This is a genomic window from Paenibacillus sp. FSL W8-1187 (genome assembly GCF_037965485.1).
GTDB lineage: Bacteria > Bacillota > Bacilli > Paenibacillales > Paenibacillaceae > Paenibacillus_O > Paenibacillus_O pasadenensis.
On the sequence record NZ_CP150181.1, the window covers coordinates 3089693 to 3115044 of the forward strand.

The following is a 25352-nucleotide window of genomic DNA, read 5'->3' on the forward strand; positions in this document are numbered from 1 at the left end:
CTACAGCTCCTTTGTGCCATTCTGGGCGGAACGGATCGTAAGGATGCCCGTTTCCGAATCCAGCTCGATGGTGCGTCCGTAATTTCCGCCGGTATCCTCGGCCACGACCGGAATGCCGATGCGCGAGAGCAGCAGCGCGCAGCTTTCCACGTTTCTCGGGCCGATGCGCAGCGAGTCGCTCTGCGCGAGAGAGGCGAACATCTGGGCTCCGCCCGCCATCTTTGCGTTCATCCGCTCCACTCTCGCCCCCGCCTTTTCCAGCTCCTCGATCAGCAGAGGAACAGCCGTGTCGGCATACTTGGCGCGGTTGAACGGAAACTCGCGGGCGATGGAGGAGTCCGGCAGCATGACATGGGCCATGCCACCGATCTTCCGTACGGCATCGTACAGCGTCAGTCCGACGCAGGAGCCGAGACCGGTCGTCCGGATGCATTCCCCGCGCACAGCGACGCCCAGATCGGCCATGGCGACCTTGACGATCGGCTGCTGGATCATGGCACGTCCACTCCGAGCGAACGGAACAGCGTCGGGAACGAATCGGGGTCCGGAATCAGGAAAAACTGGCCCTCGATCTCCTCCCCGTCGCCCTGGAAGCGCGTCTCGACCAGCAGCGCCGCATCGCCCATCTCTCCGTATTGCATGAGCCCGTAAGCGAGCACGGCGCCAGCCATGTCGAGGGCCACGGCTGGCACGCTCGGCGATAAGGCGAGGCGCGTCAGATCGGCGAGAGAGGACAAGTAGGAGCCGGCCAGGATGTTGCCGATCTCGCTCAAGGCGGACAGCTCCATTTCCGAGTACTCCAGATCCTCCTCGACTTCCATCGCCGCCAGCCTTCGCAGCAAGCGCTTGGCGGCGACCGGGTTCATGATGTAGAACAGATTGCCCGGAGCATCGCCGTCCACCCTCAGGAACACGGCCACGACAAGCTGTTCGGCTCCGCCCGCGCGTTCGGCGACTTCCTCGAACGGCACGAGGCTCACCTTGGGCACCGCCATGTCGACCGGACGATTCAGCAGCGTGGACAGCGCGGTCGCCGCATGGCCGGAGCCGATATTGCCGACTTCCTTCAGCACGTCGAGCTCGAATTCGGCAAGCTTGCCGTATGACCTCACGCCGATCAAGCCTCCATCTGTTCCAGCTGCACAAGCTCCGATTTATTGAGCACCTCGGACAGGTTGAGCATGACGAGCAGCCGTCCGCCGTCGGTCTTGGCGACTCCGCGCAAATACTTGGCCTGGATGCCGCCGACGACTTCCGGCGGCAGCTCGATCTGGTCGCTGCTGATATCCGTCACATCGTTCGCTCGGTCGACGATGAAGCCGACCTCCATCTCGCCGGAGCTCACGACGATGATCCGGGTCGCTTCCGTCTGCTCCGTCTCCGCCAGTCCGAATCGGCCGCGCAGGTCGATGACCGGCACGACGACGCCGCGCAGATTGACGACGCCCTTGACGAACGCCGGCGTTTTCGGCACGCGCGTAATCGGCATGAGCCGCTCGACCGTCTTCACCTTGTCGACCTCGATGCCGTACTCCTCTTCTCCGAGCGAAAACACGATCACCTTGATGTCTTCAGCCATAATTCCCATCCTCCTTCGCTTATTTGAAAAGCGCGTTCGGGTCGATGATCAGGGCAACCTGGCCGTCTCCCAATATCGTCGCGCCGGATACCGCAGGCGTCTGTCCAAGGTAAGCTCCCATCGACTTGAGCACGATGTCGCTCTGCCCGATGAAGTCGTCGACGATGACGGCGGCCCACTTGTCGCCCTTGCGGATGACGATGTACTCGCTCTCCTCCTCGTCATCCTCGCGATAGTCGGGAGCGCCCAGCACGCGGCTGAGGGAAACGACCGGAATGACCGCATTGCGGTAGGAAAGCATGCGATTGCCGTGCACGGTCAGGATCGCTTCCCGCTTCACGATGCCGGTCTCGACGATCGACGTGAGCGGCACGGCGTACTTCTCGGAGCCGAGCTTGACGAGCATCGCCGTAATGATCGACAGCGTGAGCGGCAGCTGGATGCTGAATTTGGAGCCGACGCCCGCCTTGCTCTCGACCGAGACGTTGCCTCCGAGCGAAAGGATCTTCGAGCGGACGACGTCGAGCCCGACGCCGCGTCCCGAAATGTCCGAAATCTGGTCGGCCGTGCTGAAGCCCGGCGCGAAAATGAGGTTGTTCATCTCGTCGACGGTCAGCCTGGCGGCCTCCTCGGGCGAGAGCACTCCGTTCTCCACCGCTTTGGCCTTCACCTTGTCGGAGTTGATGCCGCGGCCGTCCTCCTCCACCTCGATGAACACATGGTTGCCGCTGTGGTAGGCGCGCAGCCAGATCGTGCCCGTCTCCGGCTTGCCGGCCTGCAGGCGGCCTTCCGTCGTCTCGAGGCCGTGATCGAGAGAGTTGCGGAGCAGATGCACGAGCGGGTCGCCGATCTCGTCGATGACGGTGCGGTCGAGCTCGGTGTCCGCTCCGGTCACGATCAGCTCGACCTTCTTGTCGAGCGAGCGGGCGAGGTCGCGGATCATCCGCGGGAAGCGGTTGAACACGGTATCCACCGGTACCATCCTCAGCTTGAGGACGATGTTCTGCAGGTCGCCGCTGATGCGGGACAGATGCTCGACCGTCTCCGTCAGCTCTCCCCGTCCGATCTCCGACGACAGCTGCTCAAGCCGCGAGCGGTCGATGAGCAGCTCGCTGAACAGGTTCATCAGCGCGTCCAGCCGCTCGATGTCGACGCGAATCGTGCGGGAAGCGGCGGGAGCTCCGCCAGCCGGCTTGCGAGCTTCCCCGGCTGCGGGCGGCTCGGCCGGCTTGGCGGCAGGCGCGCTCGGCGCCGCTGCGCCGGCAGCCGGCTTGGCGGCAGGCTCCGGGCGCGCCAAGCGCTCGAGCGTGCCGGCATCCAGCTCCTCGGCGCGAGCGGCCGCGACCTCGGAGATGCCGCCGACGGCTTCCTCCAGTCCCTTGGCGTCATGCTCCGTGACGAAGATGACGGTGAACGAGCGGTCGAACTGCTCCTGCTCGAGCTCGGTGACGGAAGGAATCGACTTGACGACCTCCCCTTTTTCCTCCAGCAGGTTGAACACCATGTAGGCTCTCGCCGCCTTGAGCACGCAGCTCTCTTCGAGCGAGACGTCGATGCGCAGAGCCTTGAGGCCGCTGTCCATCGACTGCTTCAGTACGGACAGCTGGAATTCGTCGATCGCCGCCGCAGGACCGGCCGGCGCTGCGACCGCGGCCGCCGCCGTCTCGGTCCGGGTTAAGTAGCTGCCGTCGACGATCGACTTCAGCGCGCCGACGATGCTTCCGACGTCCGCCTTGCCCTGGCCTCCGGCCGTAATGTCGGCGACCATGCTCTCCAGCGCGTCCAGTCCCTTGAACAGCACGTCGAAGATGAACGCGTCCATCGCCAGCTTTCCATTGCGGACCAGATCGAGCACGTTTTCCATCTCGTGGGTGAGCGAGGCGAGATCCTCGAATCCCATCGTGGCGGACATCCCCTTGAGCGTATGCGCCGAGCGGAAAATGACCTGGACGATGCTCAGATCGTTCGGATCGCCTTCGAGCTTCAGCAAATTCTCGTTGAGGGCTTGCAGATGATCCTGGGATTCATCGATAAACATGGAAAGATAAGCGTTCATATCCATAATCGAGTCCACACCTCCTGTAAGTTGACCGTTCGGTTAGCCGAGGCAGCGGACGGAAAGCTCCTTGGCGATCGACGAGAGCGGAAGCACCGTGACGCAGCTTCCATTCTCGACGCAGCTGCGAGGCATGCCGTAGACGACGCAGCTTTCCTCGGATTCGGCGATCGTGCTGGCGGCCCCGCTTTCCTTCAGCTCCAGCATGCCCTTGGCCCCGTCGCTCCCCATGCCGGTCAGGATGACGCCGTGCCGCTTGAGGCCGCCATGCGGCACGAGCGAGCGGTACAGCACGTCGACCGAGGGGCGATGCCCGCTTACCGGCTCGTCCTGCGACAGCCGGATGAAATACCCTCGCTCATCCCGGTCGAGACGCATATGATTGCCTCCGGGAGCCAGATACACATGGCCCGTCATGACCGGCTGGCCGTCCACGGCTTCATGGACGGTCAGCGGCCCGGCTCCGTCGAGCCGCTTTGCGAGCGAGGCGGTGAAGCGCGGCGGCATATGCTGCACGATCAGCACCGGAGCCGGCAAGTCCTCCGGCAACCCGGCGATCAGCTCCTGCAGCGCGCGCGGTCCGCCTGTCGACGTGCCGACGGCGATCAGATGCTCGAAATTGCGGCTGCCGGCCGCCGCTCCGGCCGTGGCGGCGGGACGGAGCGGCTTGGAAGCGGCGGGGCGTCCAGCCTTCGGCTCGGCCGCCGCTTCCGGCCGCGGCCGAGCGGAGGGCGGGCCGGCCGGCTTTTCAGGCTTGGCGGCCGGCAGCTTCGGCGCCGCCGCCGAAGGCGATCCGGCCGTTCGGCCGGCCGGCTTGGCCGCAGCGTCCGGCCTCTCCGTCCCGCTTTTGCCGGCACCGGCCGGCGGAACCGAAGAGCGGCGATCCGGCTGGCGAGGCTTCGCCGTCTTCGCCCGCTCGGCCGCCAGCGCCGCCTCTTCGTGCTGACGCCTCATCCGCTCGCGGATGAGGACGGCGGTGTGGAGCTTTTCCCTCAGCAGCCGGCCGATCGTTGAGATCTCGCCCGGCGGAGAGCTTGCCGCCGGCTTGCGGATGAAGTCGAACGCGCCTTGCTGCAGCGCGGCGATCGTCAGCGAGGTGTGCTCCTCGCTGATTCCGGAGAACATGATGACCGGCAGCGGATTCGAGGCCATGATCGCCTCCAGCGCGTCGATTCCGTTCATCTCCGGCATTTCCAAGTCCAGCGTCATGGCATCCGGGTCGAGGCGGGAAGCCGCCTCGATCGCTTCGACGCCGTTGCGGGCCATGCCCGCCACCTCGAACGCCGGATCCTCCTCGATCAGATCCTTGATGACGGCTCTCATGAAGGCCGAATCGTCTACGACGAGCACTCGATATGGGGACATCCGCCGATCTCTCCTTGTCATGAAGTCAAAGGTTGCGTTTGCGATTGAACCATTGATGAAAGAAGCCTTTGACTGTGCGGGAGGCATCTCCGCGAGGAAGATCCAGGTAGCCTCTGGCCGCCGCCAGCACGTCGCGCGACGCCTTGCAGTCCGGGTACGCGAGCGTGAACGGCGTCTGCCGCCGGACCGCCTTGCCGACATGCGGATCATCCGCGACGCTGCCTAAGAATGGAAGGCGGATGTCCAGGAAGCGCTGCGCCGCGAGATCCATCTTTTCGGCGGTCTGGCGTCCTTCCCGTTCGTCCGCCGCCCGGTTCACGAGCAGCCGGAAGCTTGCGTCCGGCCGGCTGTGCGACACCATCTTGACGAGCGCATAGGCGTCGGTGATCGAGGTCGGCTCCGGCGTCGTGACGACGATGCTCTCGTGGGAGGCGCCGATGAAGCGCTCCGCTTCCTTGCTGAGTCCCGCCCCGGTATCGAACAGGATGAAGTCGTACTCTCCCTGCAGCCGCTCGATCTCCCGATCCGCCTGCTGCAGCTGCTCCTCGCTGAGATGGAGCAGCTCGCGGAATCCGGAGCCGCCGGCGATGAAGTGGATCCCTCCCGGACCGAGCTGGATGATGTCCCGAATCGGCCGCTCGCCCCGGAAGAGATGATAGAGCGAATACGGAGCCGACACCCCCATCAGCACGTCGAGATTGGCCATGCCGATGTCGGCGTCGAACACGAGCACCTTTTGGCCGAGCTTCTGCAGCGACAGCGCGAAGTTCAGGCTGAAGTTCGACTTGCCGACGCCTCCCTTCCCGCTTGCTACCGTCAAGATGCGCGTCGACCTCGGCGGCTCTGCCGCCGAGGAGGCGTGCTGCCGTCGGATCAGATCGCGAAGCGCCTGCGCCTGATCAGACATCCGCCCCGTCTCCGATCAGCAAGGCGGCGTAGCGGCGGCTGCTGAAGCGCTCGAGATCGTCCGGCACCGTCTGGCCCGAGGCGATGTAGAGCGGCTGGAGCCGATGCGACAGCGACAGGTTCAGCAAAGCTCCGTACACTCGCGTCTCGTCAAGCTTCGTGAAGATCGCTTTCGTTACGCCGTGCTCGATGAACGGAAGCGCCACCGATTCCATATCCGCTGTCCTTGCCGTAAGGCTGAGCACGAGGCAAGTCTCGCTCGCCGATCCCGTCCGCAGCATGCTGCTCACCTCGTTGATCTGCAGCTCGCTGCGGTAATTGCGTCCCGCCGTGTCCATCAGCACGATATCCTTGTCCGCCAGCTGCTGGAACGCCCGCGCCGCCTCGGCCGGCGAAAAGACGACCTCGAGCGGAACGCCGAGGATGTCGGCGTACGTGCGCAGCTGGTCGACCGCCGCGATCCGGTACGTGTCGGCCGTGATCAGGCCGACCGACCGCTGGCGCTGCAGCGTCTCGCATGCGGCCAGCTTGGCGATCGTCGTCGTTTTGCCGACGCCGGTCGGTCCGACGAAATGGATCGTCCTCGCCTGGTCGAGGATGTCTCCCCCGACTTCGAACGGCGACAGCCATCGCTCGATTACAGCTCGAGCCGCTTCCCGCAGCGCCTCGGGCTGCAGGGACAACGACTCGAAGTCCGGCTCCGTCCGCAGCTCCTCGAGAAGCCTGTCGCGCCATTCGGCAGCGACCTCCTGCCGCTCCAGCCGCTCCATGAGCTGGCGCAGCGGCTCGCTGCGGCCGTCCGCTTCCTGCTGGAGGCCGAGCTGGCGGATCCACGTCTTGAGGCCGCGAACCTCCTGCAGCAGCTCGTCCTGCAATGCGTCCGCCGACGGACGACCGTCCGTCGGCATCCGATCCCGCCGAGGCGGAGGCGATGGCGCCTCCGGCAGAGGTTCCGGCGGCGGCTCCGGACGACGCCAGCTCTCCGCAGGAGGCTCCGCCGGACGTCCAAGCGTTGTCGCGGGCTCTGCCTGGGCTTCTTCCGCCATCCCCAGCCCGCTCGGCGAAGCCGCAAGGGCTGCAGCCGGCCTCGCCGCCGGCTGGCGCGCCGGAGCAGGCTTCGGAACGGGCTTCGTCTCCGCTGCCGCGATGACTTCCATGCGGCGCTTGCCGAACAGGCCGAGCACGCCTCCGGTCTTGATTTCCTTGGTGCTGAGAATGACCGCATCGCTGCCGAGATCGCCGCGGATGAGCGGCAGCGCCTCCGGCACGGATGCGACGACATATCGCTTTACCTTCACAAGCTCACCGTCCCTACGCTCTGGACTTCAACCGACGGCTCAAGCTCGCTGTAGGACAGCACCGGCACGTCGCCCATCACCCGCTCGATCAATTGCCGCAAATACATGCGGATCGTAGGCGACGCCAGCACGACCGGCTGATGGCCGGACTGGATCTGGCGGGAAACCTGCTCGCTGATGCGGCTGCAGATCTGCTGGGAAGCGACCGGATCCATCGCCAGATAGCTGCCCTGCTCCGTCTGCTGCACCGATTCGGCGATGCGCTTCTCGAGCGCCGGGCTGACCGTGATGACCTTCATCGAACCGCCGCCCGCGCTGAACTGCTGCGTGATCTGGCGCGAAAGCGCCTGTCTCGCGTATTCGGTCAGGATGTCGGGGTCCTTGGTGTACAGGCCGTGATCGGCCAGCGTCTCGAAGATCGTCACCAGATCGCGGATCGAGATCTTTTCCTTCAGCAGCTTGGCCAGCACCTTCTGGACGTCTCCGACCGTCATGATCGACGGGATGAGCTCGTCGACGAGCGCCGGATACGCCTCGCGCACATTGTCGACGAGCGCCTTGGCCTCCTGCCTGCCGAGCAGCTCATGCGCATGCCGCTTGATGATCTCGGTCAGATGCGTGGCGACGACCGACGGCGGATCGACAACCGTATAGCCGGACATCTCCGCCCGCTCCTTCGTCGCTTCGTCGATCCACAGCGCTGGAAGTCCGAACGCCGGCTCCGTCGTCTCGATGCCGATGATCGACTCGTCCTCGAAGCCCGGGCTCATCGCCAGATAGTGGTTCAGCAGCAGATCGCCGCGAGCGACCTGATTGCCCTTGAGCTTGATGACGTATTCGTTCGGGCGCAGCTGGATGTTGTCGCGGATCCGGATGACCGGCACGACGAGCCCGAGCTCAAGCGCGCATTGCCTGCGGATCATGATGATCCGGTCCAGCAGGTCGCCGCCTTGCTGCGTGTCGGCGAGCGGGATGAGCCCGTAGCCGAACTCGAATTCGATCGGATCGACCTGCAGCAGGCTGACGACGCTTTCCGGACTCCGCACCTCCTCGATCTGCTGTTCCTCGACGAGCTGCTCCTGCTCCTGCAGCTGCTTGCTCTGCGCCCCCTGCATCTTCCAGCCGAGGAAGGCGATCAGGATGGCGATCGGGAACGTGCGGACGACGCCGATCGGCGTAAACAGTCCGAGCAGCGCGATCGTGCCGGCGACGACGTACAGCAGATGCGGATAGCGCATCATCTGCAAGCTGAGATCGTGGGCCAGGTTGCCCTCGGATGCCGCTCTCGTCACGATCAGGCCTGCGGCCGTGGAGATGAGCAGCGCCGGGATCTGGCTGACGAGACCGTCGCCGATCGTCAGGATCGAATAGGTCTGCAGCGCTTCGCCGAAGCCCATGCCCTTGACGGTCATGCCGATGATGAAGCCGCCGAGCAGATTGATGATGAGGATGATGATCGAGGCAATCGCATCGCCCTTGACGAACTTGCTCGCGCCGTCCATCGATCCGTAGAAGTCCGCTTCCCGCTCGATCTTGGAGCGCCGCGCGCGCGCTTGCTGCTCGTTGATCAGACCGGCGTTCAGATCGGCGTCGATGCTCATCTGCTTGCCGGGCATCGCGTCGAGAGTGAACCTTGCGGCGACCTCGGCGACGCGTTCGGAGCCTTTCGTGATGACGATGAACTGGACGACGACGAGGATGAGGAAGACGACGAAGCCGATGGCGACCTGACCGCCGGCGACCCAGTTCCCGAAGGTCATGACCACTTCGCCCGCATGGGCATGCACGAGAATGTTGCGCGTGGTCGATACGTTCAGGGCAAGCCTGAACAGCGTCGTAATCAGCAGCAGCGCCGGAAAGATCGAGAAGTCCAGCGCCTCTTTCGTGTTCATCGCTATTAAGAGAATGATGAGCGCGACCGATATGTTGATTACGAGCAGGACGTCCATCAGGAAAGTAGGCACAGGGATGACCATCATCATGACGATGCCGATAACCCCCACCAAAACTGCCAGGTCCCTCAGTTTCATGACGAATGCCTCCGGTTCACTCAAGTTAAGATGATTTGCTGCGGCCCTTCAGCTTGTATACATAGGCCAGAACTTCGGCGACCGCTTGGAACAGGTCCGCGGGGATCGTATCCCCGATCTCGGCCCGGTCGTACAGCGCTCTCGCCAGCGGCCGGTTCTCCATGGTCATGACCCCGTTCTCCTTGGCGATTTCCTTGATCCTCAGAGCGACGTAATCCATTCCCTTCGCGAGAATGACCGGAGCCTCCATCTTCCCGCCCTCGTACTTGATCGCGATCGCGAAGTGCGTCGGGTTGGTGATGACGACATCGGCTTTCGGCACTTCCTGCATCATCCGCTGCAGCGCCATCCGGCGCTGGCGTTCCTTGATCTTGCCTTTGATGAGCGGATTGCCTTCCGTCTTGACATATTCGTCCTTGATGTCCTGCTTGGACATCCGCAAGCTCTTCTCATGCTCGTAGCGCTGATAAAAATAATCGAGCACGCCGATGACGATGAGCAGCGCGCCGAACTGCAGGCCCAGCTTGAGCACGAGCCCCGCGGTGAAACGGAAGATCTGCTCCACCGGCACATGCGCGAGCAGCAGGATCCGGTCCCATTCTCCCCAGATCGCCGAGAAGACGAGGAAGCCGACGACCGTAAGCTTGAGGATGCTCTTGAGAAACTCGACCAGCGATCGGGCTGAGAAGATGTTCTTGAGCCCTTTGATCGGATCGAGCTTCTTGAAGTCCGGCTTGAGCGGCTCGCCCGTGAACAGGAATCCGATCTGCGCGTAGTTGACGATCAGGCCGGCGATGAACACGAGCAGCAGGATCGGCGCGATCAGGATAAGGATCTGGACCATGACGTCATAGAACAGCGACATCGTGTTGCCGTCGGACAGCGTCATCTGCAGCCAGTCGTTGAACAGGCTGCCGAACAGCCGGTAGATCCTTTCTTTATAGAAGCCGCCCAGCATATAGAAGCTTCCGAAAACGAACAGGATGATGAAGGCTCCGCCAAGCTCCTGCGTCTTGGCTACCTGCCCTTTGTTCCGAGCCTCCTGCTTTTTCTTCGGCGTGGCGTCTTCCGTCTTCTCCCCGTTGAACAGCTGGAGATCGACCCGGAAGCGCAGCCTGCGGTCCATAAGCTCCCTCCTTCCGGCGATCATGGCGTTCCGCCCTGGATGTCTCCGAACAGCTCGCCGAGAAAATCGAAGACGATGGAGAAGATGTGGCCGAACAGCACGCCGAGCGAAGGCATGAGCAGCACGAGCAGCAGCACGCCGAGCAGGATCTTGAGCGGCGCTCCGATGACGAACACATTGTACTGAGGAGCCGTCTTCGCCAGAAATCCGAGCCCGACGTCGGTCAGGAACATCGCGACGATGATCGGAGCGGCGATCTGCAGCGCCAGCAGGAACGATTGGGAGAATCCTTTGATCAGAAACTCGCTGATCGTCCCGTCCGCGATGAACGCGTACAGATGCAGGTCGAGCGGCATCCAGCGATAGCTGTTCATCAGCGCCTGCAGCAAATGCAGATGGCCGTTCATCGTCAGGAACAGCAGCAGCAGCACCATGTACTTGAAGTTGCCGGTAATCGGAGCCGAGATGCCCGTCAGCGGATCGACGACGTTCGCCATCGCGAATCCGACCTGCAGGTCGATGAACGCTCCCGCTGTCTGGACGAGCGTGAAGAATAGGTAGACGATGAAGCCGAGCAGAAGTCCGACGAGAATTTCCTGCAGGACGGTCAGCACGTAGACGGCATTCGGCACCGCTTGCTGTCCCGTGCCGTACGTCAGGTAGACCAGGTAGGAGACAAAGCCGCCGAGCCCGATCTTGATTCTCGCCGGCACGGTGCGGGAGGCGAAGACGGGTGCGACGACAAAAAAAGAAGTGATTCGACAAAAAATCAACAGAAAGACGGGAAACCCCTGGATGAATGCGTCCATCTCTCGCCTACCCGATGTAATGGTGCAAGTTGTTCAGCAGATTGTACGTGAAGTCGACCAGCGTGCTGAGAATCCAAGGTCCGAACAGCAGCAGCGCTGCGAACACCGCCACGATCTTCGGCACGAAGGCCAGCGTCTGCTCCTGGATCTGCGTCGTCGCCTGGAAGATGCTGATGACGAGGCCGACGACGAGGCCGAGGATGAGCATCGGCGCGCTGGCCTTCAAGACGACGAGCACGGCTTGTCCGGCCAAGCCGATGATAAAGTCCGAATTCATGCCTGATCCCCTCCCGCTGGACTCATGAAGTCCCGAAACTGAGCAGCAGCGACTTCACGATCAGATACCAGCCGTCGACGAGCACGAACAAGAGGATCTTGAACGGAAGCGAGATCATGACGGGAGGCAGCATCATCATGCCCATCGCCATCAGCGTGCTGGAGACGACCATATCGATGATCAGAAACGGGATGAAGATCATGAAGCCCATCTGGAACGCCGTCTTCAGCTCGCTGATCGCGTAGGCCGGCACAAGCACCGTGATCGGGATGTCCTCGTACGTTTCCGGCTTCTCCGCTTGGGAGTAGTCCAGGAACAGCAGCAGATCCTTTTCTCTCGTATGCTGGAACATGAACTTCTTCATCGGGACCGACGCCTCTTGCAGCGCTTCGGTCTGCGTCAGCTCGCCTTTCAGGTAGGGCTGCAGCGCCGTTTCGTTCACCTGCGACAGCGTCGGCGACATGATGAACAGCGTCAGGAACAACGCCAGTCCGATCAGCACCTGGTTGGGCGGCATCTGCTGCGTTCCGAGCGAGGTACGCACGAACCCGAGCACGATGACGATGCGCGTGAAGCTCGTCATCAGAATCAGGAACGACGGGGCCAGCGTCAGGACCGTGATCATCAGCAGCAGCGAGATCGCGCTCGATCCTCCCGATTCCCCTCCGCCGATGCTGATATCGATGCCCGGCAAAGGCTCCGCATAAGCGGCCGCCGCCGCAGAGGCCGATAGGGCAAGCATGGCGGGCAGCGCCAGCATCCATTTCCTTTTCATTCTTCTCTCAACCGTTCCCTGTCCGTGGTTTCCTGCAGCAGCCGCTCCATTTGCTCCTGCTTCTTGGACTGCTGCTCCAGCTTTTGTTGAAGCATCCGTTCAAACCGTTTTGCCTCGTCGGCTCGATCCGGCATTTGCCCGTCCTTCCGGACGGCCTTGCGCTCCTGCACGGCCTTAAGCCAATCCCCGATCGGGCTTTTCCCCATTCCTTGCTCGACGAGCTTCCCTTTCAGCTCCGCCACCTGCTCCGGATCGGCAATGACATCCAGAACCGCCACGTCGTCCCCGACGCCGAGCACGTAGATCTTGCCCCCGGCCTCGACCAGCTGCATCGACTTGTTCGGGGCGAGCGTCAGACCGCCGAGCGACTGCAGCGTGCGAGCGCCGTTCCAGAGCTGATTGCGTCTGGACAGGAAACGGATGAGCAGCATGATCAGGCCGATGACGAGCGCCAGCGCGACGATCATCCAGATCAGGCTGCCCGTCATGCTTCCGGCCGTGAACTGAGGCGCGCCGTCGAGCTCGGCGGCGGGAGAAGGGAATAGCAGGCTTCCCGGGTCGGGCGAAGCGCTTGCCGCCCCGGCTGCAGCAGGAGCGGCCTGCAGAAAGGCGATGATTCCGACGCTCACGATCAGCCCAGCGTTTTCTTGATCGCCTCGATGACCCGATCGGCTTGGAAAGGCTTCACGATGAAGTCTTTGGCGCCGGCCTGGATCGCATCGATGACCATCGCCTGCTGTCCCATCGCCGAGCACATGATGACCTTGACGTTGGCATCCATCTTTTTGATTTCCTTAAGCGCGGCAATGCCGTCCATCTCGGGCATCGTGATGTCCATCGTGATGAGATCCGGCTTGAGCTCCTTGTACTTTTCGATCGCCTGCGAGCCGTCCTGCGCCTCTCCTACGACCTCGTAGCCGTTTTTGGTCAGGATATCGCGAATCATCATTCGCATGAAGGCTGCATCATCCACGATAAGAATACGGTTTGCCATTGTCATTTCCTCCCAGGATGTAAGTTACTGTATTTTCGCGATGCGGTCCCACTGGCTGACGATATCCGTCACGCGGACGCCGAAATTCTCGTCGATGACAACGACTTCGCCTTTTGCGATCAGCTTGTTGTTGACCAGGATGTCGACCGGCTCGCCGGCGAGCTTGTCCAGCTCGATGATCGAGCCTTGGGACAGCTCAAGGATGTCCTTGATCTGCTTTTGGGTGCGTCCGAGCTCGACCGTCACCTTGAGCGGGATGTCGAGCAGCAGGCCGAGGTTCGTCTCGTCCGGATTGGCGAAGCCTCCAGGCTGGAAGCCGCCGAACTGGACCGGCTGCACGCTCACGTTCCGTCCGGCTGGCGTGCCGAGCGTCTGCGGAGCTGCCGCTGCGGCCGGCATCATCGGATCGGGGTACGGAGCCGAGTACGCCTGCTGCGGGACCGCCGCCTGTGGCGGCGCGGCTGGCGCAGCCTGCTGCTGCGGCTCCGCGGCCGGCGAAGGCGCTGGCGTCGGGGCCGGCGCAGGAGCCGGCGCTGCGGCTGGCGCCGCTTCCTGAGAGCTGGATCCGCCCATCAGCGAGTCGACCATCTGCTTGGCGAAATTGACCGGCAGCAGCTGCATGATCGTCGAGTCGATGAGATCGCCGATCATGAGGCGGAAGCTGATCTTGATGAACACGTCGTCCGGAGGTAGCTGCTGCATTCCCCCGCCCTGCTCCACGTCCAGGATGTCGATGCCTGGCGGCGAGATGTTCACCATGCGGTTGAAGATCGTCGACATCGAGGTCGCGGACGAGCCCATCATCTGGTTCATCGCTTCCTGCACGGCGCTGATGTGGATGTCGTTCAGCTCCTGCTGCCCGACGATGCCTTCGCCTCCGAGCATCAGATCGGCGATGACGCCGGCGTCCTTCGTCTTGATGACGAGGGAGTTGATGCCCTCGAAGCCTTCCACATAGCTGACCGACACGGCGACATGCGGCTTGGGAAACGCGTCGCCGAGCTCCGAGCGGCGGATCAGCGCGACTTGCGGAGTCGTAATGTCGACCTTGCGGCCGAGCAGCGTAGACAGCGCCGTAGCGGCGCTTCCGAAGGTGATGTTGCCGATCTCGCCGAGCGCGTCCTGCTCGATGCCGCTCAGGTAATCCTCGATCCGGTCGCTGCCGCTGGACGGCGCCGCTTCGGCTTCGCCGGAGCTCTGCCGGAGCAGCGCGTCGATTTCTTCCTGGGACAGGTAATCCTTACTCGTCATAATCTTCTTCCGCTCCTTCACGTACGATCTCCTCGACCTGGACCGCGAGCCGGTCGCGGACCGACCCCGGGCTGCCGATGAACTTCAGCTTCTCTCCAACTTTGATATGCAGCCCTTCGCCGGCCGTTTTGTTGAGGGAGATCACGTCTCCGACAGCCAGGCTCATGAACTCGCTGACCGTGATCGAGGACTCGCCCAGCTCCGCGATGATCGGAAGCTTTGCTTTATGTACCCTCTGCTCCAGCATTTCGACTTCTTCCGGAGCTCTGGATTTCTTCTGCGAGACGAACCAGTGGTGCACGGACAGTCTCGGCATGATCGGCTCGATGACGACATGCGGGATGCACAGGTTGATCATGCCGGTCGTATCGCCGATTTTCGTGCTGAGCGAGATGAGAGCGATCGTCTCGTTGGGCGAGACGATCTGCATGAACTGCGGATTCGTCTCGAGCGAGTCCAGGCGAGGCGAAATATCGATGACCGTTTTCCACGCCTCCTGGAGGCTTTCGAACGCGCGGCTGAAAATTTTCTCCATGATCATCGTCTCGATCTCGGTGAGCGCTCCGATTTTGGACGGAGCGGTCCCGGCCCCGCCCAGCAGCCGGTCCACCATCGCGAACGCGACGTTCGGATGGACCTCGAGCACCATCCGGCCCTCGAGAGGCTCCGCTTCGAATATGTTCAGGATCGTCATTTTCGGGATCGACCGGATGAACTCGTCGTACGGCAGCTGCTCGACCTGCACGACGTTGATCTGCACGAACGTGCGGAGCTGCGCGGAGAAGTACGTCGTCAGGAATCGCGCGAAGTTTTCATGGATTCGCGTCAGGCTGCGGATATGGTCCTTGGAAAACCGCACCGCGCGCTTGAAGTCGTAAGAGCGGATCTTGCGCTGGCTCTCTTCCTTCTTGAGCTCTTCCGCATCCATCTCGCCGGATGAAAGGGCCGCCAGCAGCGCGTCAATTTCATTTTGGGACAGAACATCTACCACTCTCTCACCTCCTTGCCTGATGCTCCGGCCTCAAATATCCGTGAGAAGATAGTCGGTTATCGAAACCTTGACCAGCTTGCCCTCCGGCAAAATCTTGTTTACTTCGTTGAGCAGCTTCGCTTCGAGCGCATCTTGTCCGGCGGAGCCTTGCAGGTCGGCTGCCGCCGTATCCGCGAGGATGCGGTTGATGATCGGCTTGACCGCGATGTCCTTGATCTGGTCGAGCTCCTCTTTCGCCGCTTTTTTGTCCAGCTGGAAAGCGAAGCTGATGATGACGAGCTTGTCCTCGTCCTTCAGGTTCCGCTTGATGTCCTTCAGTTCGAGCGTGACGCCGAGCCGCTCTTCCGCGGACATCGGCTTCGCCGCCGCTGCGACGGCAGGCTTGCCCTCGCCTTCAGCCGTCTTCGGGTCGCCGAGGACCGAATTCCAGAGGAACACGGCCACGACGGCGATCAAGGATATGGCCAGCAAGGTCGTGATCAACCAGGGAAGCATTTTTTTCATCGCGGTTATTCCTCCGTCACTGCGCCCTTCACGGAAGCGGCCAGCAAGCCGATGGACCGTTGATACTCGACGATCCGGCCTGTCAGCACTTCGGCCGATTCCTGAATGACCATTTTTTTGCCGGTGGTCAGCGTAAGGAGCGTATCCGGCGTTTCTTCGATCAGCTCGATCAGCAGCGCGTTGATCATGAGGCGGCTGCCGTTCAGCCTCGTTACTTGGACCATGGGACTCCCTTCTCGACGAGCGGCCCCGCGGCATCGCCTGCGGCGCCGGCGGAGAGGCCGGCGCCGCGGGAGCAAGGCCCGGAGCGTCATCGGTTAGCGCTTGAGATTGACCAGCTCCTGCAGAATCTCATCGGAAGTCGTAATGATGCGGGAGTTCGACTGGAAGCCGCGCTGAGCGACGATCATTTCCGTAAACTCGCTCGTCAGGTCCACGTTGGACATCTCCAGCTGCCCGGCCACGATCGTGCCGGTGCCGGTCTCGGCGTCGCCGGGTACGCCGATCGCCAGCTCCTCGACGTTGGAGTTCACGCTGGAGCGGTACAGGTTGGCGCCCATCTTCTCGAGTCCGTTCGGGTTCTGCACCTGCACGACGCCGATCGTCGCGATCTCGTCGCCGGTCGTGCCGTCGGCGTTGATGCCGACGATCGTGCCGTTCTTGCCGATCGAATACGCGTTCACTCCCGCCAGGGAGATCGGCTCGCCGTCAGAGCTGAGCACGAGCCCGCCGTCCGCCGTCACGAGCTGGCCCGCCGCGTCGACGGAGAAGTTGCCCGCGCGCGTCAGGTAGAAGCCGTCTTCCATGCCGGCCGGACGAACGGCGAAAAATCCGTCGCCGTCGATGCGCAGGTCGGTCGGAACGTTCGTCGTCATCGCGCTGCCCGCCGTATGGAGCGTGTCGACCGAAGCGACCGTGACGCCGAGACCGATCTGCTGCGCGTTCTTGCCCCCGCGCACGCCGTCTTCCGCTTGGCTGGCCCCGGATACGGTCTGGCTGAGGATGTCCTGGAACATGACGCGCCCGGCTTTGAACCCGACCGTATTGACGTTGGCGATATTGTTGCCGATGACATCAAGCTTCGTCTGGAAGCCGCGCATGCCGGATACGCCGGAGTACATGGATCTAAGCATTTGAATAACCTCCTGAATAGGTGATGTTCTGGACCTCGTTGCATTCGTTCCGCATGTTCCCTTTGGACTGTCCGATCAAGCGTCGGCCGTACCCGCCTCCGGAGCCGTTCCGGATTCGTCCGGCTCGGCCGCCCCGCCGTCGACCTGCTTGACGGCGTCCAGCGGAATGCTCAGGCCGGCGGAGATGACATATTGCATGCCGTCCTTCAAGATGATCGACTCCACGATGCCGCTCTCCGTCGTCAGCCTGCCGGCCGCGTCATAGACATCCCATTGGACCGTTCGTCCGATGAGATCCGACGTCAGGCCGAGGTTCTGTCCCTGCAGGTTGAGCTGGCCGGAGATGTTGGACAGCTGCTCGACCGACGAGAACTGGGCGAGCTGGGCGATGTAGGTCGTATTGTCCGCCGGCTTGAGCGGATCCTGATATTTCAGCTGCGCGACGAGCAGCTGCAGGAAGGCGTCCTTGCCCATCGTCGAGTTGTCCATGCTCGTCGCCGAGGCGGAAGCATTCTTTTGGCTGATATAGGGATAGATCGCGTTTACTTGAGCCATGCCGTCCCTCCTTCGTTCGGCTTAAGCCGTCTCATTGACCGAGCGCCCGAATCCGAGCTCGCGGATCGCCGTCTGAGTGGCCGCGTCGGCTTCGCGCAGCGCCGCCGTTTCCTCCGTCGCGCGCCCGCCGCCGGTGAAGCTCTGTCCCCGTCCGCCGCCGCCTTGCTGCTGGCCGAAGGAGAGGCTCGTCTGCAGCTCGCCGCTTCCGACCTCCATCCGATCGACCTGGATTCCTTGGAGCTGCAGCGACTGGCGGAGCTGGGCGAGCTGGTTCTCGATCGCCTCGCGAGCCGCCGGCGAGTCGGCGAGGAAGAGAGCGGTCAGCTGGCCGTTGTGCAGATGAAGCTTGATGTCGACTTGGCCCAAATGCTCGGGGTTGAGCAAAATCCGCGCTTCGCTCGACTGTCCGCTTGCCGTGATATCGAGCTTTTGCAGCATGATGCCCGCCATCTCCTCGGCGAAGCGCCGCATCGCCACGACCGGCAGCGCGGCCGTCTGCGCAGCTCCCGGCTGCGGAGCCGGAGCGGCCGGTGCCGACAGCTGCGGTGCCGCCTCCGACGAAGCGGAGCCCGGCAGCGCTCCCGGCGCCGCGTCGATTGCCGCGGCCGGTGCCGCTTCCGCCGCTCGAGCCGCGGACGGCTTCGCCTCGAGAGCCGCCCTCACTTGGGCGGACGCGGCGTTCAGCCGCTCCAAGAAGGCGGCGGGAGCCGCTTTGACGGCGATCGCCGCCTGCCCGTCCGCGGCACCGCCTGCGCGGCCTCCGGCGGTGGAGCGCTCCGTGCCGGCGAGCAGCTCGCCGAGCTTGGCGAGCTGCCGGCTCACGAGCGCGGAGGCGTCGGACGCGCCAAGCTTGAGCGGCTTGCCGTCCTGCAGCGCTTGATGCAGGACGAGCAGCGATTCCAGCACGAGCGGCTTGCCTGCCGCCGCTCCTTGCAGCGAGTCCGGCGAAGCGGCCTGATCTGCGCCGACGGTGGCCGGTTGAGCTTGCGGAGCCGGCAGTCCGAGCAGCGCCAGCAGCGCTCCGAGCTCGGAAGCGGCTGCGTCCATCGCCTCGTCGGACAGCGCGGCGTCCGCGTCCTGCAGATCCGTCAGCAGGTCGAGCAGCTCGTCCAGCTGGCCGAGCAGCGTTCCTTCCGCCGATTCGCCGGATGCACCCGCCTTTTCGGCCTCCGCCGCTTCGGCTCCGTCTTCCTTTTCTGCGCCGGAGACCGCATCCGCCGCGCTTGCCGGCGTGCCGGGAGCGAGGCCCGCCAGCTGCGCGATCGCCGCCTGCAGCAGCGTTGCCGCTTCCCCTTGCGGAGAAGCTGCCGCCGAGCCGGCTGCGCCTGCTTGTCCCACTGCGAAGGTCGATCCTCCAGCGGCGTTCATCGAGCCGATCAGCTGCTGGAACGCCGTTCCGGCGGACGAGCTTGCGCTGATCTTCGCTGCCGCCGTTCCTACCGGCGATGAGCCGGCCGTCGGAACCGTCGATTGCGTGATCGCCATTTCCATCCGTCATCCCTCCTCGATCATTTCCCGGCCATCAGCTTGGAGACCAGCTGGGAGGTCATTTTTTTGTCTGTCTTGGACATCTCCGCCACGAGCGAGGAGCGGGTCGCGTCGCTTACCGAGCTGAGGATGCGCAGCACCTTGCTGGCGCTCATATCGGCCATCTGGAGCAGCAGCGGCGCAGCCTGGGCGGCGTTCATGCTCTCGAACGTCTTGGTGAGCTGCTCCTGGTTCAGGATGGCCGAAGCCGTCTCCGTCGAGGTCGCCTCGAGCCGCAGCCGCGATTGCAGCGCGGCGATCTGCTGATCCTTGACCGGCTCGCTGTCCTTCATGCGGGCCGCCGTCTGAGCCGCCCGCTTCGGATCCATTTTGGCCAGGATCGCTCCCTGAGCCCGGCTGTCCATCGAGCCGAGCACGAGAATCGATTCCTCCAGCGTCATGTTCTCCAGAATCGGAGCCGCCTTGCTCGCCGTCATCGAGGCGAACATGCCGGCGAGCTCGGCAATCTTGCCTTGATACTGCTCGGCGCTCAGCTTTTCCGCATCGCTCGTTTTGATCAAGCCGTCGATCTGCTCCTGCAGCGACTTCACCTGAGCTTCAAGCCCGGATTTTTCGGAATCCGCCGCTTCGAGCTTCGCCTTGGCTGCGGACAGCTCCGCCTGCAGGCTCGCCAGCCTCTTGTCGTCCTGCTCCTTCAGCACGGCAGAGCCTTCCGGCTCGGAGGCGTCGCCGGGCAGCAACGCTCCGACGACCGGCACGCCTCTACCGGCATCGATCAGCCTTTCCCTCAGCGACGGGTTGAAGACGACGAACAGCACCATTACGAGCACTACCGTGAACAGCAGCGGCGTCACGAAAAACAGCATTCGTTCGATTCCGCTGTAGCCTTGCTTTTCCATTTCTTCTTTTGCCACTTGTCATCCCCCCCGGGGGCGCTGCGCTTCCCCGTCTTCCTGCGCCCGAGCGCGCCCTGGCCCTGTCAGGACTGAGCCATGCGGGCATGCCGCTGGACCGCGATCTCGTCCAGCTCGGCCTGCTCCCCGGCCAGCAGGGCGCTTCTGAACTTCTGCCATGCCTTTTCCTTGGACTTCATCCAGATCTTCTCCTGAACCTTCCGCTCCGACAGGATCGAGCGGGACTGACTCACTTCCTGCTCCGCCTCCTGGACCTTTTTTTCCTTGAGGCAGATCGTCTTGTCCAGATGCCGGATGAAATGCTGGATCTGCTGAAGCTCGTCCAGCGTGCTGCCTCGCTCGCCCTGCCGGATCAGCTTCTCTTCCCAGCGCCTGCGCTCGCTTCTCAGCTCCTCCAGCGACATTTCCTCCGCCTTCAGCAGGCCGAGAGCGGCGCTGAGTCCCCATTCGGCTTGAGTCGTCTCGCTTTGCTTGAGGTTGACGATGCTTTGATAGGCATACCGGAATGACGCCATAGGTTCGTTCAGCTCCTACTTATTGAAGTGATCGGTCAGCTGCCGGACGGTTTCGTCGAACTCGTCCTTCTCGCTCGTCCGCTGTCGGGTGAAGCTCTGGATGAAGTCCATCTGCGCGACTGCCTCGTCGATATCGGCGTTGGAGCCGCTTTGATACGCCCCGATATGGATGAGGTCCTCCGAATCCCTATAAACGGCGAGCAAGCGCTTGAGCGCCGTGGCCGCCTGCCGGTGGTCCTCATCCGCGATCTCGTTCATGACGCGGCTCACCGAGCTCAGCACGTCGATCGCCGGAAAATGTCCCTTATGGGCAAGGTCCCGGCTCAACACGATATGCCCGTCCAAAATGCCTCGAACCGCATCCGCGACCGGCTCGTTCATGTCGTCCCCGTCCACGAGCACCGTGTAGAAGGCGGTGATCGACCCGCTCGGTCCCGTGCCGGCTCGCTCCAGCAGCTTCGGCAGGCCGGCAAAGACGGAAGGCGTGTAGCCTCGCGTCGCCGGCGGCTCGCCGATAGCCAGGCCGACTTCCCGCTGCGCCATCGCATAGCGCGTCACGGAATCCATCATGAGCATGACGTTCAAACCCCGGTCCCGGAAATATTCGGCGATCGTCGTTGCGATGACCGCTCCTTTAATCCGGATGAGCGCCGGCTGATCCGACGTCGCGACGATGACGACCGAGCGGGCCAGTCCTTCCGGACCGAGATCCTTCTCGATGAACTCGAGCACCTCGCGTCCGCGCTCGCCGATGAGGGCGATGACATTCACGTCGGCGGCCGTATTGCGGGCGATCATGCCGAGCAGCGTGCTCTTGCCGACACCGGAGCCGGCGAAGATGCCGACCCGCTGGCCTTGTCCGACGGTGAGCAGTCCGTCGATCGCCCGGATGCCGATGCCGAGCGGCTCGGTGACGCGCGGACGGAACAGCGGATTGCTCGGAGGAGCTGTCGTCGGATAGCGCACCATCCGGCTCGGGATGAAGCTGCCGTCCAGCGGCCGCCCCAAGCCGTCGAGCACCTTGCCGAGCAGCTCCGAGCCGACTTGCACGGTGAGCGGCTTGCCCGTCCCGACGACGTCGCAGCCGGGGCCGATCGAGTTCAGCTCGCCGAGCGGCATGAGCACGAGGCGGTTGTCGCGGAAGCCGACGACCTCGGCCAGCAGCGGAGGAGCGCCTTTGCCGGGATAGATCTGGCAGACGTCTCCGATGCTCGCGTCCGGTCCTTCGCTCTCGATCGTCAGCCCGATGACTTGCGTCACCTTTCCGTTTACGCGCACCGGGTCGATTCCGCCCAGATGCTCGATGTAGCGTGCTGCCGAGAGCTCATTCATGAAGCCGCCTCCTGGCCTTCCCGCTGCTGCGCGAGCTGCACGAGCTCGCGCTTGATCTCGGCCAGCTGCGTATCGATCCGGGCATCGATGCTGCCGAAGGCGGATCGGATGACGCAGCCGTGATCCTTCACGGTGGCGTCAGGCAAAATCTGCAGCTCGGCCTGCGAGTCGATCGACAGCTCAAGCTCGTCCCGCGCCGCCTGGACGGCAGCCAGCTGCGCCGGCGCGACGCAAAGCACGATGACGCCATGCTCCTTTCGCCGGGACAGCGCCTTTTTGACCAGCTCGGCCGCCCAATCAGGCTCCAGCGTCAGCTGCCTGCCGACGAGCTTTTCTGCGATCGCGCAGCTCAGCTCGATAAGGAACGGCTCTGCTTCCTGGATGATCTGCTCCCGCATCGCGTAGGACGAGGCCAGGATGCCCGACGCTTCCTGGATGCGCTGCTCCCACTCCTCCCGGAGCCGAGCCTCCGCATCGTCGCGGCCGGACTGGAATCCGGCTTCATAGGCCGCAGACCGGACCTCCTCGACGAGGCGGTCGTCATCGGCGCGCCGCGCATGCCACCACTCGTCCATCTCGCGCTGCGCCTGCTCGAGCATCTCGTCCGATCTTCGAGCCGCATCGGCGAGCATGTCGTCCGCGACGCTCCGAGCGTCATCGAGCACTTGCCGCCGCAGCCGGTCCGTCGCTTCGTCGAGAGTCGGCTGCGGCGGCAGCGCCTCGCCGTCACCCATCGTGATCGGCGCCTGCATGCCGCCTCCGGCCCGGGCATAAAAGCGTTCGAGCGGCTGAGAGCCGCTCTTGGGCCGTACATAGGAAGATTTGATGAGATTAGACAATGATGTCATCTCCTCCGCCGCGGGCGATGATGATGTCTCCCGCTTCCTCGAGCCTGCGGATCGTCGCTACGATGCGGGTCTGAGCTTCCTCCACGTCACGCAGCCGCACCGGCCCCATGAATTCCATCTCTTCCTTGAACGTCTCGGCCATCCGTTTGGACATGTTGCGGAAGATCGCTTCCCTGACCTCCTCGCTCGCGACCTTGAGCGCCAGCTGCAGGTCCGCGTTCTCGATGTCGCGGATGATGCGCTGGATCGAGCGGTTGTCGATGCTGACGATGTCTTCGAAGACGAACATCCGCTTCTTGATCTCTTCGGCAAGCTCCGGATCCTGAATCTCGAGCGAGTCGAGGATCGTCCGCTCGGTGCCGCGGTCGACGCCGTTCAAAATCTGGACGATCGAATCGATGCCGCCTGCATTCGTATAATCCTGGGTGACGGTCGCCGAGAGCTTCTGCTCGAGCACGCGCTCGACCTGCGAGATGACATCCGGGGAGGTGCTGTCCATAAGGGCCACCCTGCGCGCGACATCCGCCTGCTTCTCCTGGGGCAGCGAGGAAAGGATATGGGACGCTTGCTCCGGCTGCAGATAGGACAGCACGAGCGCGATCGTCTGCGGATTCTCGTTTTGGATGAAGTTGAGGATCTGCGTCGGCTCCGCCTTGCGGGCGAAGTCGAACGGCCGCACCTGCAGCGTCGCCGTCAGGCGGCTCAGCACTTCCTGGGCCTTCTGCGCGCCGAGCGCTTTTTCGAGAATGTCCTTCGCGTAGGCGATGCCGCCTTGCGAGATGTATTCCTGCGCCAGGCAGATCTGATAGAACTCGCTCATGATCAGGTCCCGCTCCGAGCTGTCGACCTTGCGGACGTTCGCGATCTCGAGCGTCAGCTGCTCGATCTCTTCCTCCCTCAGGTTTTTGAAGATCTGGGCGGATACTTCCGGGCCGAGCGTAATGAGGAGAATCGCTGCCTTCTGTCGCCCTGTCAGGGCTTGCATCGCTTTGGACATGGCGAGAGCCCTCCTATTCTTCTACAAGCCAGGTGCGGAGCAGATTGACGAACTCATCCGGCTTGCGCTTGGCGAGAGTTTCGAGATTTTTGCGTACCTGGCTGTCGTTGCTGACGCTGTCGAGATTGATGGAAGGATATTCGACCCGCGGAGACAGCTCTTCGATCGTCTCTTCGACCGCATTCTGCCGTCTTCTGCGGATGGCGAAGATGATGCCCGCCACGAGCGCCGCAGCCGCGACTCCGATCGCCGCCCACCAGATGCCGGACAGCCCTGCCGTGCCGGATGCCGAAGCCGCCTGGGCGAAGTTCTGCCCGATGACCGAAACTTTTTTGGCGATCAGCTCGTCATTGGTTACATCCTGGCCGGAATCGATCAGTTGCGACCGGACGAAGGAAGTCAGATATTGGGTGATTTGATCTTGCGTTTCCTGGTTTAATAGATTGATAGGAAGTCCTACGCTGATGCTGAGGTCCTTCACCGCGTACGGCCCCCCGACGATCGTATTTTTGATCCGGTTCACGTCGTAGTTGGTCGTACGGTCGCTTTTTTCGGAAGTGCTGGACCCCGTCGCGGAGGAAGAGTAGTTCGGCACGTCCGTCTCTCCCGTGCCCGCAACGCCGCCCGGATCTCCCGAGGACCCCTCGGTGCTTTCGGTCGACTCCTGCTGGCTGATGATGATGCCGTTGTTTCCATTGTCGTCCAGCGGCCTGACGAGATCCTCGACCCGGTTCGTCTGATCGAAGTTCAGGCTGCTGGTGACGCTGACGACGAGATTCTCGCTCCCTAGCATCGGCCCGAGGAACTGCTCGATGTTCCGCTTCAGCTCCGCCTCGTATTTCTTCTTGATCTGGAAGAGCGAATCCGCGCTGCCCGTGCTGCCTGGCGCGCCGCCCGCCTTCTCGGAAGGATTGAGCTCGCCTTGCGGGCTCGTGATGGTGATGTCCTCCACTCTCAGATTCGGCACCGAGGTCTTCACCAGATTGAAGTAGCCGTCGATCTCGTCCTGGCTCGGACGGAAGCCCGGCTTGAACTTCATCACAACGGACGCGCTCGCGCCGGACTCTTCTTGCGTCTGGGCGAATACGCTCTCCTTCGGCAGATTGACGACGACCTTCGTCGAGGCTACGCCTTGCATCGCATTGAGCAGCTGCTGGATTTCTCCATTCAGCGCGTTTTTGTAGCGGACGTTGAATTCATTGTCCGTCATGCCGAACTGCGACGAGCTCGCGCTGAACGCCTCAAAGCCGATCGAGCCGTTCTGCACGAGGCCTTGGGACCCCGCTCCTACGCGGATCCGGTCCGCCTCGCTGCTTGGCACCGCGATCGAGCTGCCGCCGTTTTCGAGCTTGTAGGCGACCTTGCTGCTGTCCAGATAGTTGATGATGGCCTGAGCGTCGGTCGTATCCAGCTCGTTGAATACCGTTTCATACTGCGTCTTGCTCAAGATCGACGTCAGCAGGATGATGGTGAGCAGCAGCACGCCCAGCGTGGCTCCCAGCCAGATTTTCTGCCTTTTCCCCATCGCGCCCCAATAATTTTTCACCGACGCGCTATATCGGGCTATCGTTTCATTCACGTTTTCACCCCGCAGATTGCTGTTCCCTCA

General features: G+C 62.9%; 27 protein-coding genes. All 27 read right to left on the minus strand.

What is annotated here, in order from left to right; all coding sequences use genetic code 11:
• The gene (locus tag NYE40_RS13415; RefSeq protein ID WP_028597412.1) at positions 1 to 495 is read right to left on the minus strand and encodes a chemotaxis protein CheD; all 495 of its coding nucleotides are present in this window, start codon (positions 493 to 495) and stop codon (positions 1 to 3) included.
• Positions 492 to 1118, minus strand: coding sequence for a chemotaxis protein CheC (locus tag NYE40_RS13420; protein WP_043110885.1), 627 nt, complete (start codon positions 1116 to 1118; stop codon positions 492 to 494). Before NYE40_RS13420 ends, NYE40_RS13415 begins: the two co-directional genes overlap by 4 nt.
• Complete coding sequence (locus NYE40_RS13425; protein ID WP_028597414.1) at positions 1118 to 1579, minus strand: chemotaxis protein CheW; 462 nt, start codon at positions 1577 to 1579, stop codon at positions 1118 to 1120. The genes NYE40_RS13420 and NYE40_RS13425 overlap by 1 nt, the downstream gene beginning before the upstream one ends.
• 19 nt (positions 1580 to 1598) lie before the next feature.
• Complete coding sequence (locus NYE40_RS13430) at positions 1599 to 3641, minus strand: chemotaxis protein CheA (RefSeq protein ID WP_101809235.1); 2043 nt, start codon at positions 3639 to 3641, stop codon at positions 1599 to 1601.
• A gap of 36 nt (positions 3642 to 3677) precedes the next feature.
• Entirely contained in the window at positions 3678 to 5000 is a 1323-nt protein-coding gene (locus NYE40_RS13435) for a chemotaxis response regulator protein-glutamate methylesterase (RefSeq protein WP_101809236.1), read from the minus strand.
• A 25-nt stretch (positions 5001 to 5025) separates the two neighbouring features.
• Positions 5026 to 5907 carry a MinD/ParA family protein gene (locus tag NYE40_RS13440; RefSeq protein ID WP_028597417.1) on the minus strand — a complete coding sequence of 294 codons (882 nt, stop codon included), beginning with the start codon at positions 5905 to 5907 and terminating at the stop codon, positions 5026 to 5028.
• On the minus strand, positions 5900 to 7204 hold the full coding sequence (gene flhF / locus NYE40_RS13445) for a flagellar biosynthesis protein FlhF (RefSeq protein WP_028597418.1): 1305 nt from the start codon (positions 7202 to 7204) through the stop codon (positions 5900 to 5902). The genes NYE40_RS13440 and flhF overlap by 8 nt, the downstream gene beginning before the upstream one ends.
• Positions 7201 to 9234, minus strand: coding sequence for a flagellar biosynthesis protein FlhA (gene flhA, locus NYE40_RS13450; RefSeq protein WP_028597419.1), 2034 nt, complete (start codon positions 9232 to 9234; stop codon positions 7201 to 7203). The genes flhF and flhA overlap by 4 nt, the downstream gene beginning before the upstream one ends.
• A gap of 25 nt (positions 9235 to 9259) precedes the next feature.
• Entirely contained in the window at positions 9260 to 10360 is a 1101-nt protein-coding gene (gene flhB, locus NYE40_RS13455; protein WP_028597420.1) for a flagellar biosynthesis protein FlhB, read from the minus strand.
• 20 nt (positions 10361 to 10380) lie between these two features.
• Positions 10381 to 11169 carry a flagellar biosynthetic protein FliR gene (fliR, locus tag NYE40_RS13460; RefSeq protein WP_028597421.1) on the minus strand — a complete coding sequence of 263 codons (789 nt, stop codon included), beginning with the start codon at positions 11167 to 11169 and terminating at the stop codon, positions 10381 to 10383.
• Between the two features lie 7 nt (positions 11170 to 11176).
• Positions 11177 to 11446 carry a flagellar biosynthesis protein FliQ gene (fliQ, locus tag NYE40_RS13465; RefSeq protein WP_028597422.1) on the minus strand — a complete coding sequence of 90 codons (270 nt, stop codon included), beginning with the start codon at positions 11444 to 11446 and terminating at the stop codon, positions 11177 to 11179.
• A 22-nt stretch (positions 11447 to 11468) separates the two neighbouring features.
• A complete protein-coding gene (gene fliP, locus NYE40_RS13470; protein ID WP_028597423.1) occupies positions 11469 to 12221 on the minus strand; it encodes a flagellar type III secretion system pore protein FliP in 753 nt (250 codons plus the stop codon).
• Positions 12218 to 12850 (minus strand): flagellar biosynthetic protein FliO, encoded by a 633-nt coding sequence (locus NYE40_RS13475; protein ID WP_339278558.1) that lies wholly within the window; start codon positions 12848 to 12850, stop codon positions 12218 to 12220. The genes fliP and NYE40_RS13475 overlap by 4 nt, the downstream gene beginning before the upstream one ends.
• Before the next feature lie 2 nt (positions 12851 to 12852).
• Positions 12853 to 13215, minus strand: a complete 363-nt coding sequence (locus NYE40_RS13480; protein ID WP_028597425.1) for a response regulator — start codon at positions 13213 to 13215, stop codon at positions 12853 to 12855.
• A 24-nt stretch (positions 13216 to 13239) separates the two neighbouring features.
• Positions 13240 to 14466 carry a flagellar motor switch phosphatase FliY gene (fliY, locus tag NYE40_RS13485; protein WP_028597426.1) on the minus strand — a complete coding sequence of 409 codons (1227 nt, stop codon included), beginning with the start codon at positions 14464 to 14466 and terminating at the stop codon, positions 13240 to 13242.
• A complete protein-coding gene (fliM, locus tag NYE40_RS13490; RefSeq protein ID WP_028597427.1) occupies positions 14456 to 15457 on the minus strand; it encodes a flagellar motor switch protein FliM in 1002 nt (333 codons plus the stop codon). The genes fliY and fliM overlap by 11 nt, the downstream gene beginning before the upstream one ends.
• Positions 15458 to 15487: 30 nt before the next feature.
• Complete coding sequence (locus tag NYE40_RS13495) at positions 15488 to 15961, minus strand: flagellar basal body-associated FliL family protein (RefSeq protein WP_028597428.1); 474 nt, start codon at positions 15959 to 15961, stop codon at positions 15488 to 15490.
• 5 nt (positions 15962 to 15966) lie between these two features.
• Positions 15967 to 16185 carry a flagellar FlbD family protein gene (locus NYE40_RS13500; RefSeq protein ID WP_028597429.1) on the minus strand — a complete coding sequence of 73 codons (219 nt, stop codon included), beginning with the start codon at positions 16183 to 16185 and terminating at the stop codon, positions 15967 to 15969.
• Positions 16186 to 16278: 93 nt separating this feature from the next.
• The gene (locus NYE40_RS13505; RefSeq protein WP_028597430.1) at positions 16279 to 17094 is read right to left on the minus strand and encodes a flagellar hook-basal body complex protein; all 816 of its coding nucleotides are present in this window, start codon (positions 17092 to 17094) and stop codon (positions 16279 to 16281) included.
• 75 nt (positions 17095 to 17169) lie between these two features.
• The gene (locus NYE40_RS13510; RefSeq protein WP_339278559.1) at positions 17170 to 17649 is read right to left on the minus strand and encodes a flagellar hook capping FlgD N-terminal domain-containing protein; all 480 of its coding nucleotides are present in this window, start codon (positions 17647 to 17649) and stop codon (positions 17170 to 17172) included.
• A gap of 21 nt (positions 17650 to 17670) precedes the next feature.
• Positions 17671 to 19140, minus strand: coding sequence for a flagellar hook-length control protein FliK (locus NYE40_RS13515; protein ID WP_339278560.1), 1470 nt, complete (start codon positions 19138 to 19140; stop codon positions 17671 to 17673).
• Between the two features lie 17 nt (positions 19141 to 19157).
• Positions 19158 to 20051, minus strand: coding sequence for a hypothetical protein (locus NYE40_RS13520; RefSeq protein WP_028597432.1), 894 nt, complete (start codon positions 20049 to 20051; stop codon positions 19158 to 19160).
• A gap of 65 nt (positions 20052 to 20116) precedes the next feature.
• Positions 20117 to 20566: a flagellar export protein FliJ gene (fliJ, locus tag NYE40_RS13525; protein WP_101809238.1), complete on the minus strand. Its 450-nt coding sequence runs from the start codon at positions 20564 to 20566 to the stop codon at positions 20117 to 20119.
• A 15-nt stretch (positions 20567 to 20581) separates the two neighbouring features.
• Positions 20582 to 21898, minus strand: coding sequence for a flagellar protein export ATPase FliI (fliI, locus tag NYE40_RS13530; protein ID WP_339278561.1), 1317 nt, complete (start codon positions 21896 to 21898; stop codon positions 20582 to 20584).
• Complete coding sequence (locus NYE40_RS13535) at positions 21895 to 22737, minus strand: FliH/SctL family protein (RefSeq protein ID WP_339278562.1); 843 nt, start codon at positions 22735 to 22737, stop codon at positions 21895 to 21897. Before NYE40_RS13535 ends, fliI begins: the two co-directional genes overlap by 4 nt.
• Positions 22730 to 23743, minus strand: coding sequence for a flagellar motor switch protein FliG (fliG, locus tag NYE40_RS13540; RefSeq protein WP_028597436.1), 1014 nt, complete (start codon positions 23741 to 23743; stop codon positions 22730 to 22732). Before fliG ends, NYE40_RS13535 begins: the two co-directional genes overlap by 8 nt.
• A gap of 13 nt (positions 23744 to 23756) precedes the next feature.
• On the minus strand, positions 23757 to 25322 hold the full coding sequence (gene fliF / locus NYE40_RS13545; protein WP_101809241.1) for a flagellar basal-body MS-ring/collar protein FliF: 1566 nt from the start codon (positions 25320 to 25322) through the stop codon (positions 23757 to 23759).
• Positions 25323 to 25352: the final 30 nt, after the last annotated feature.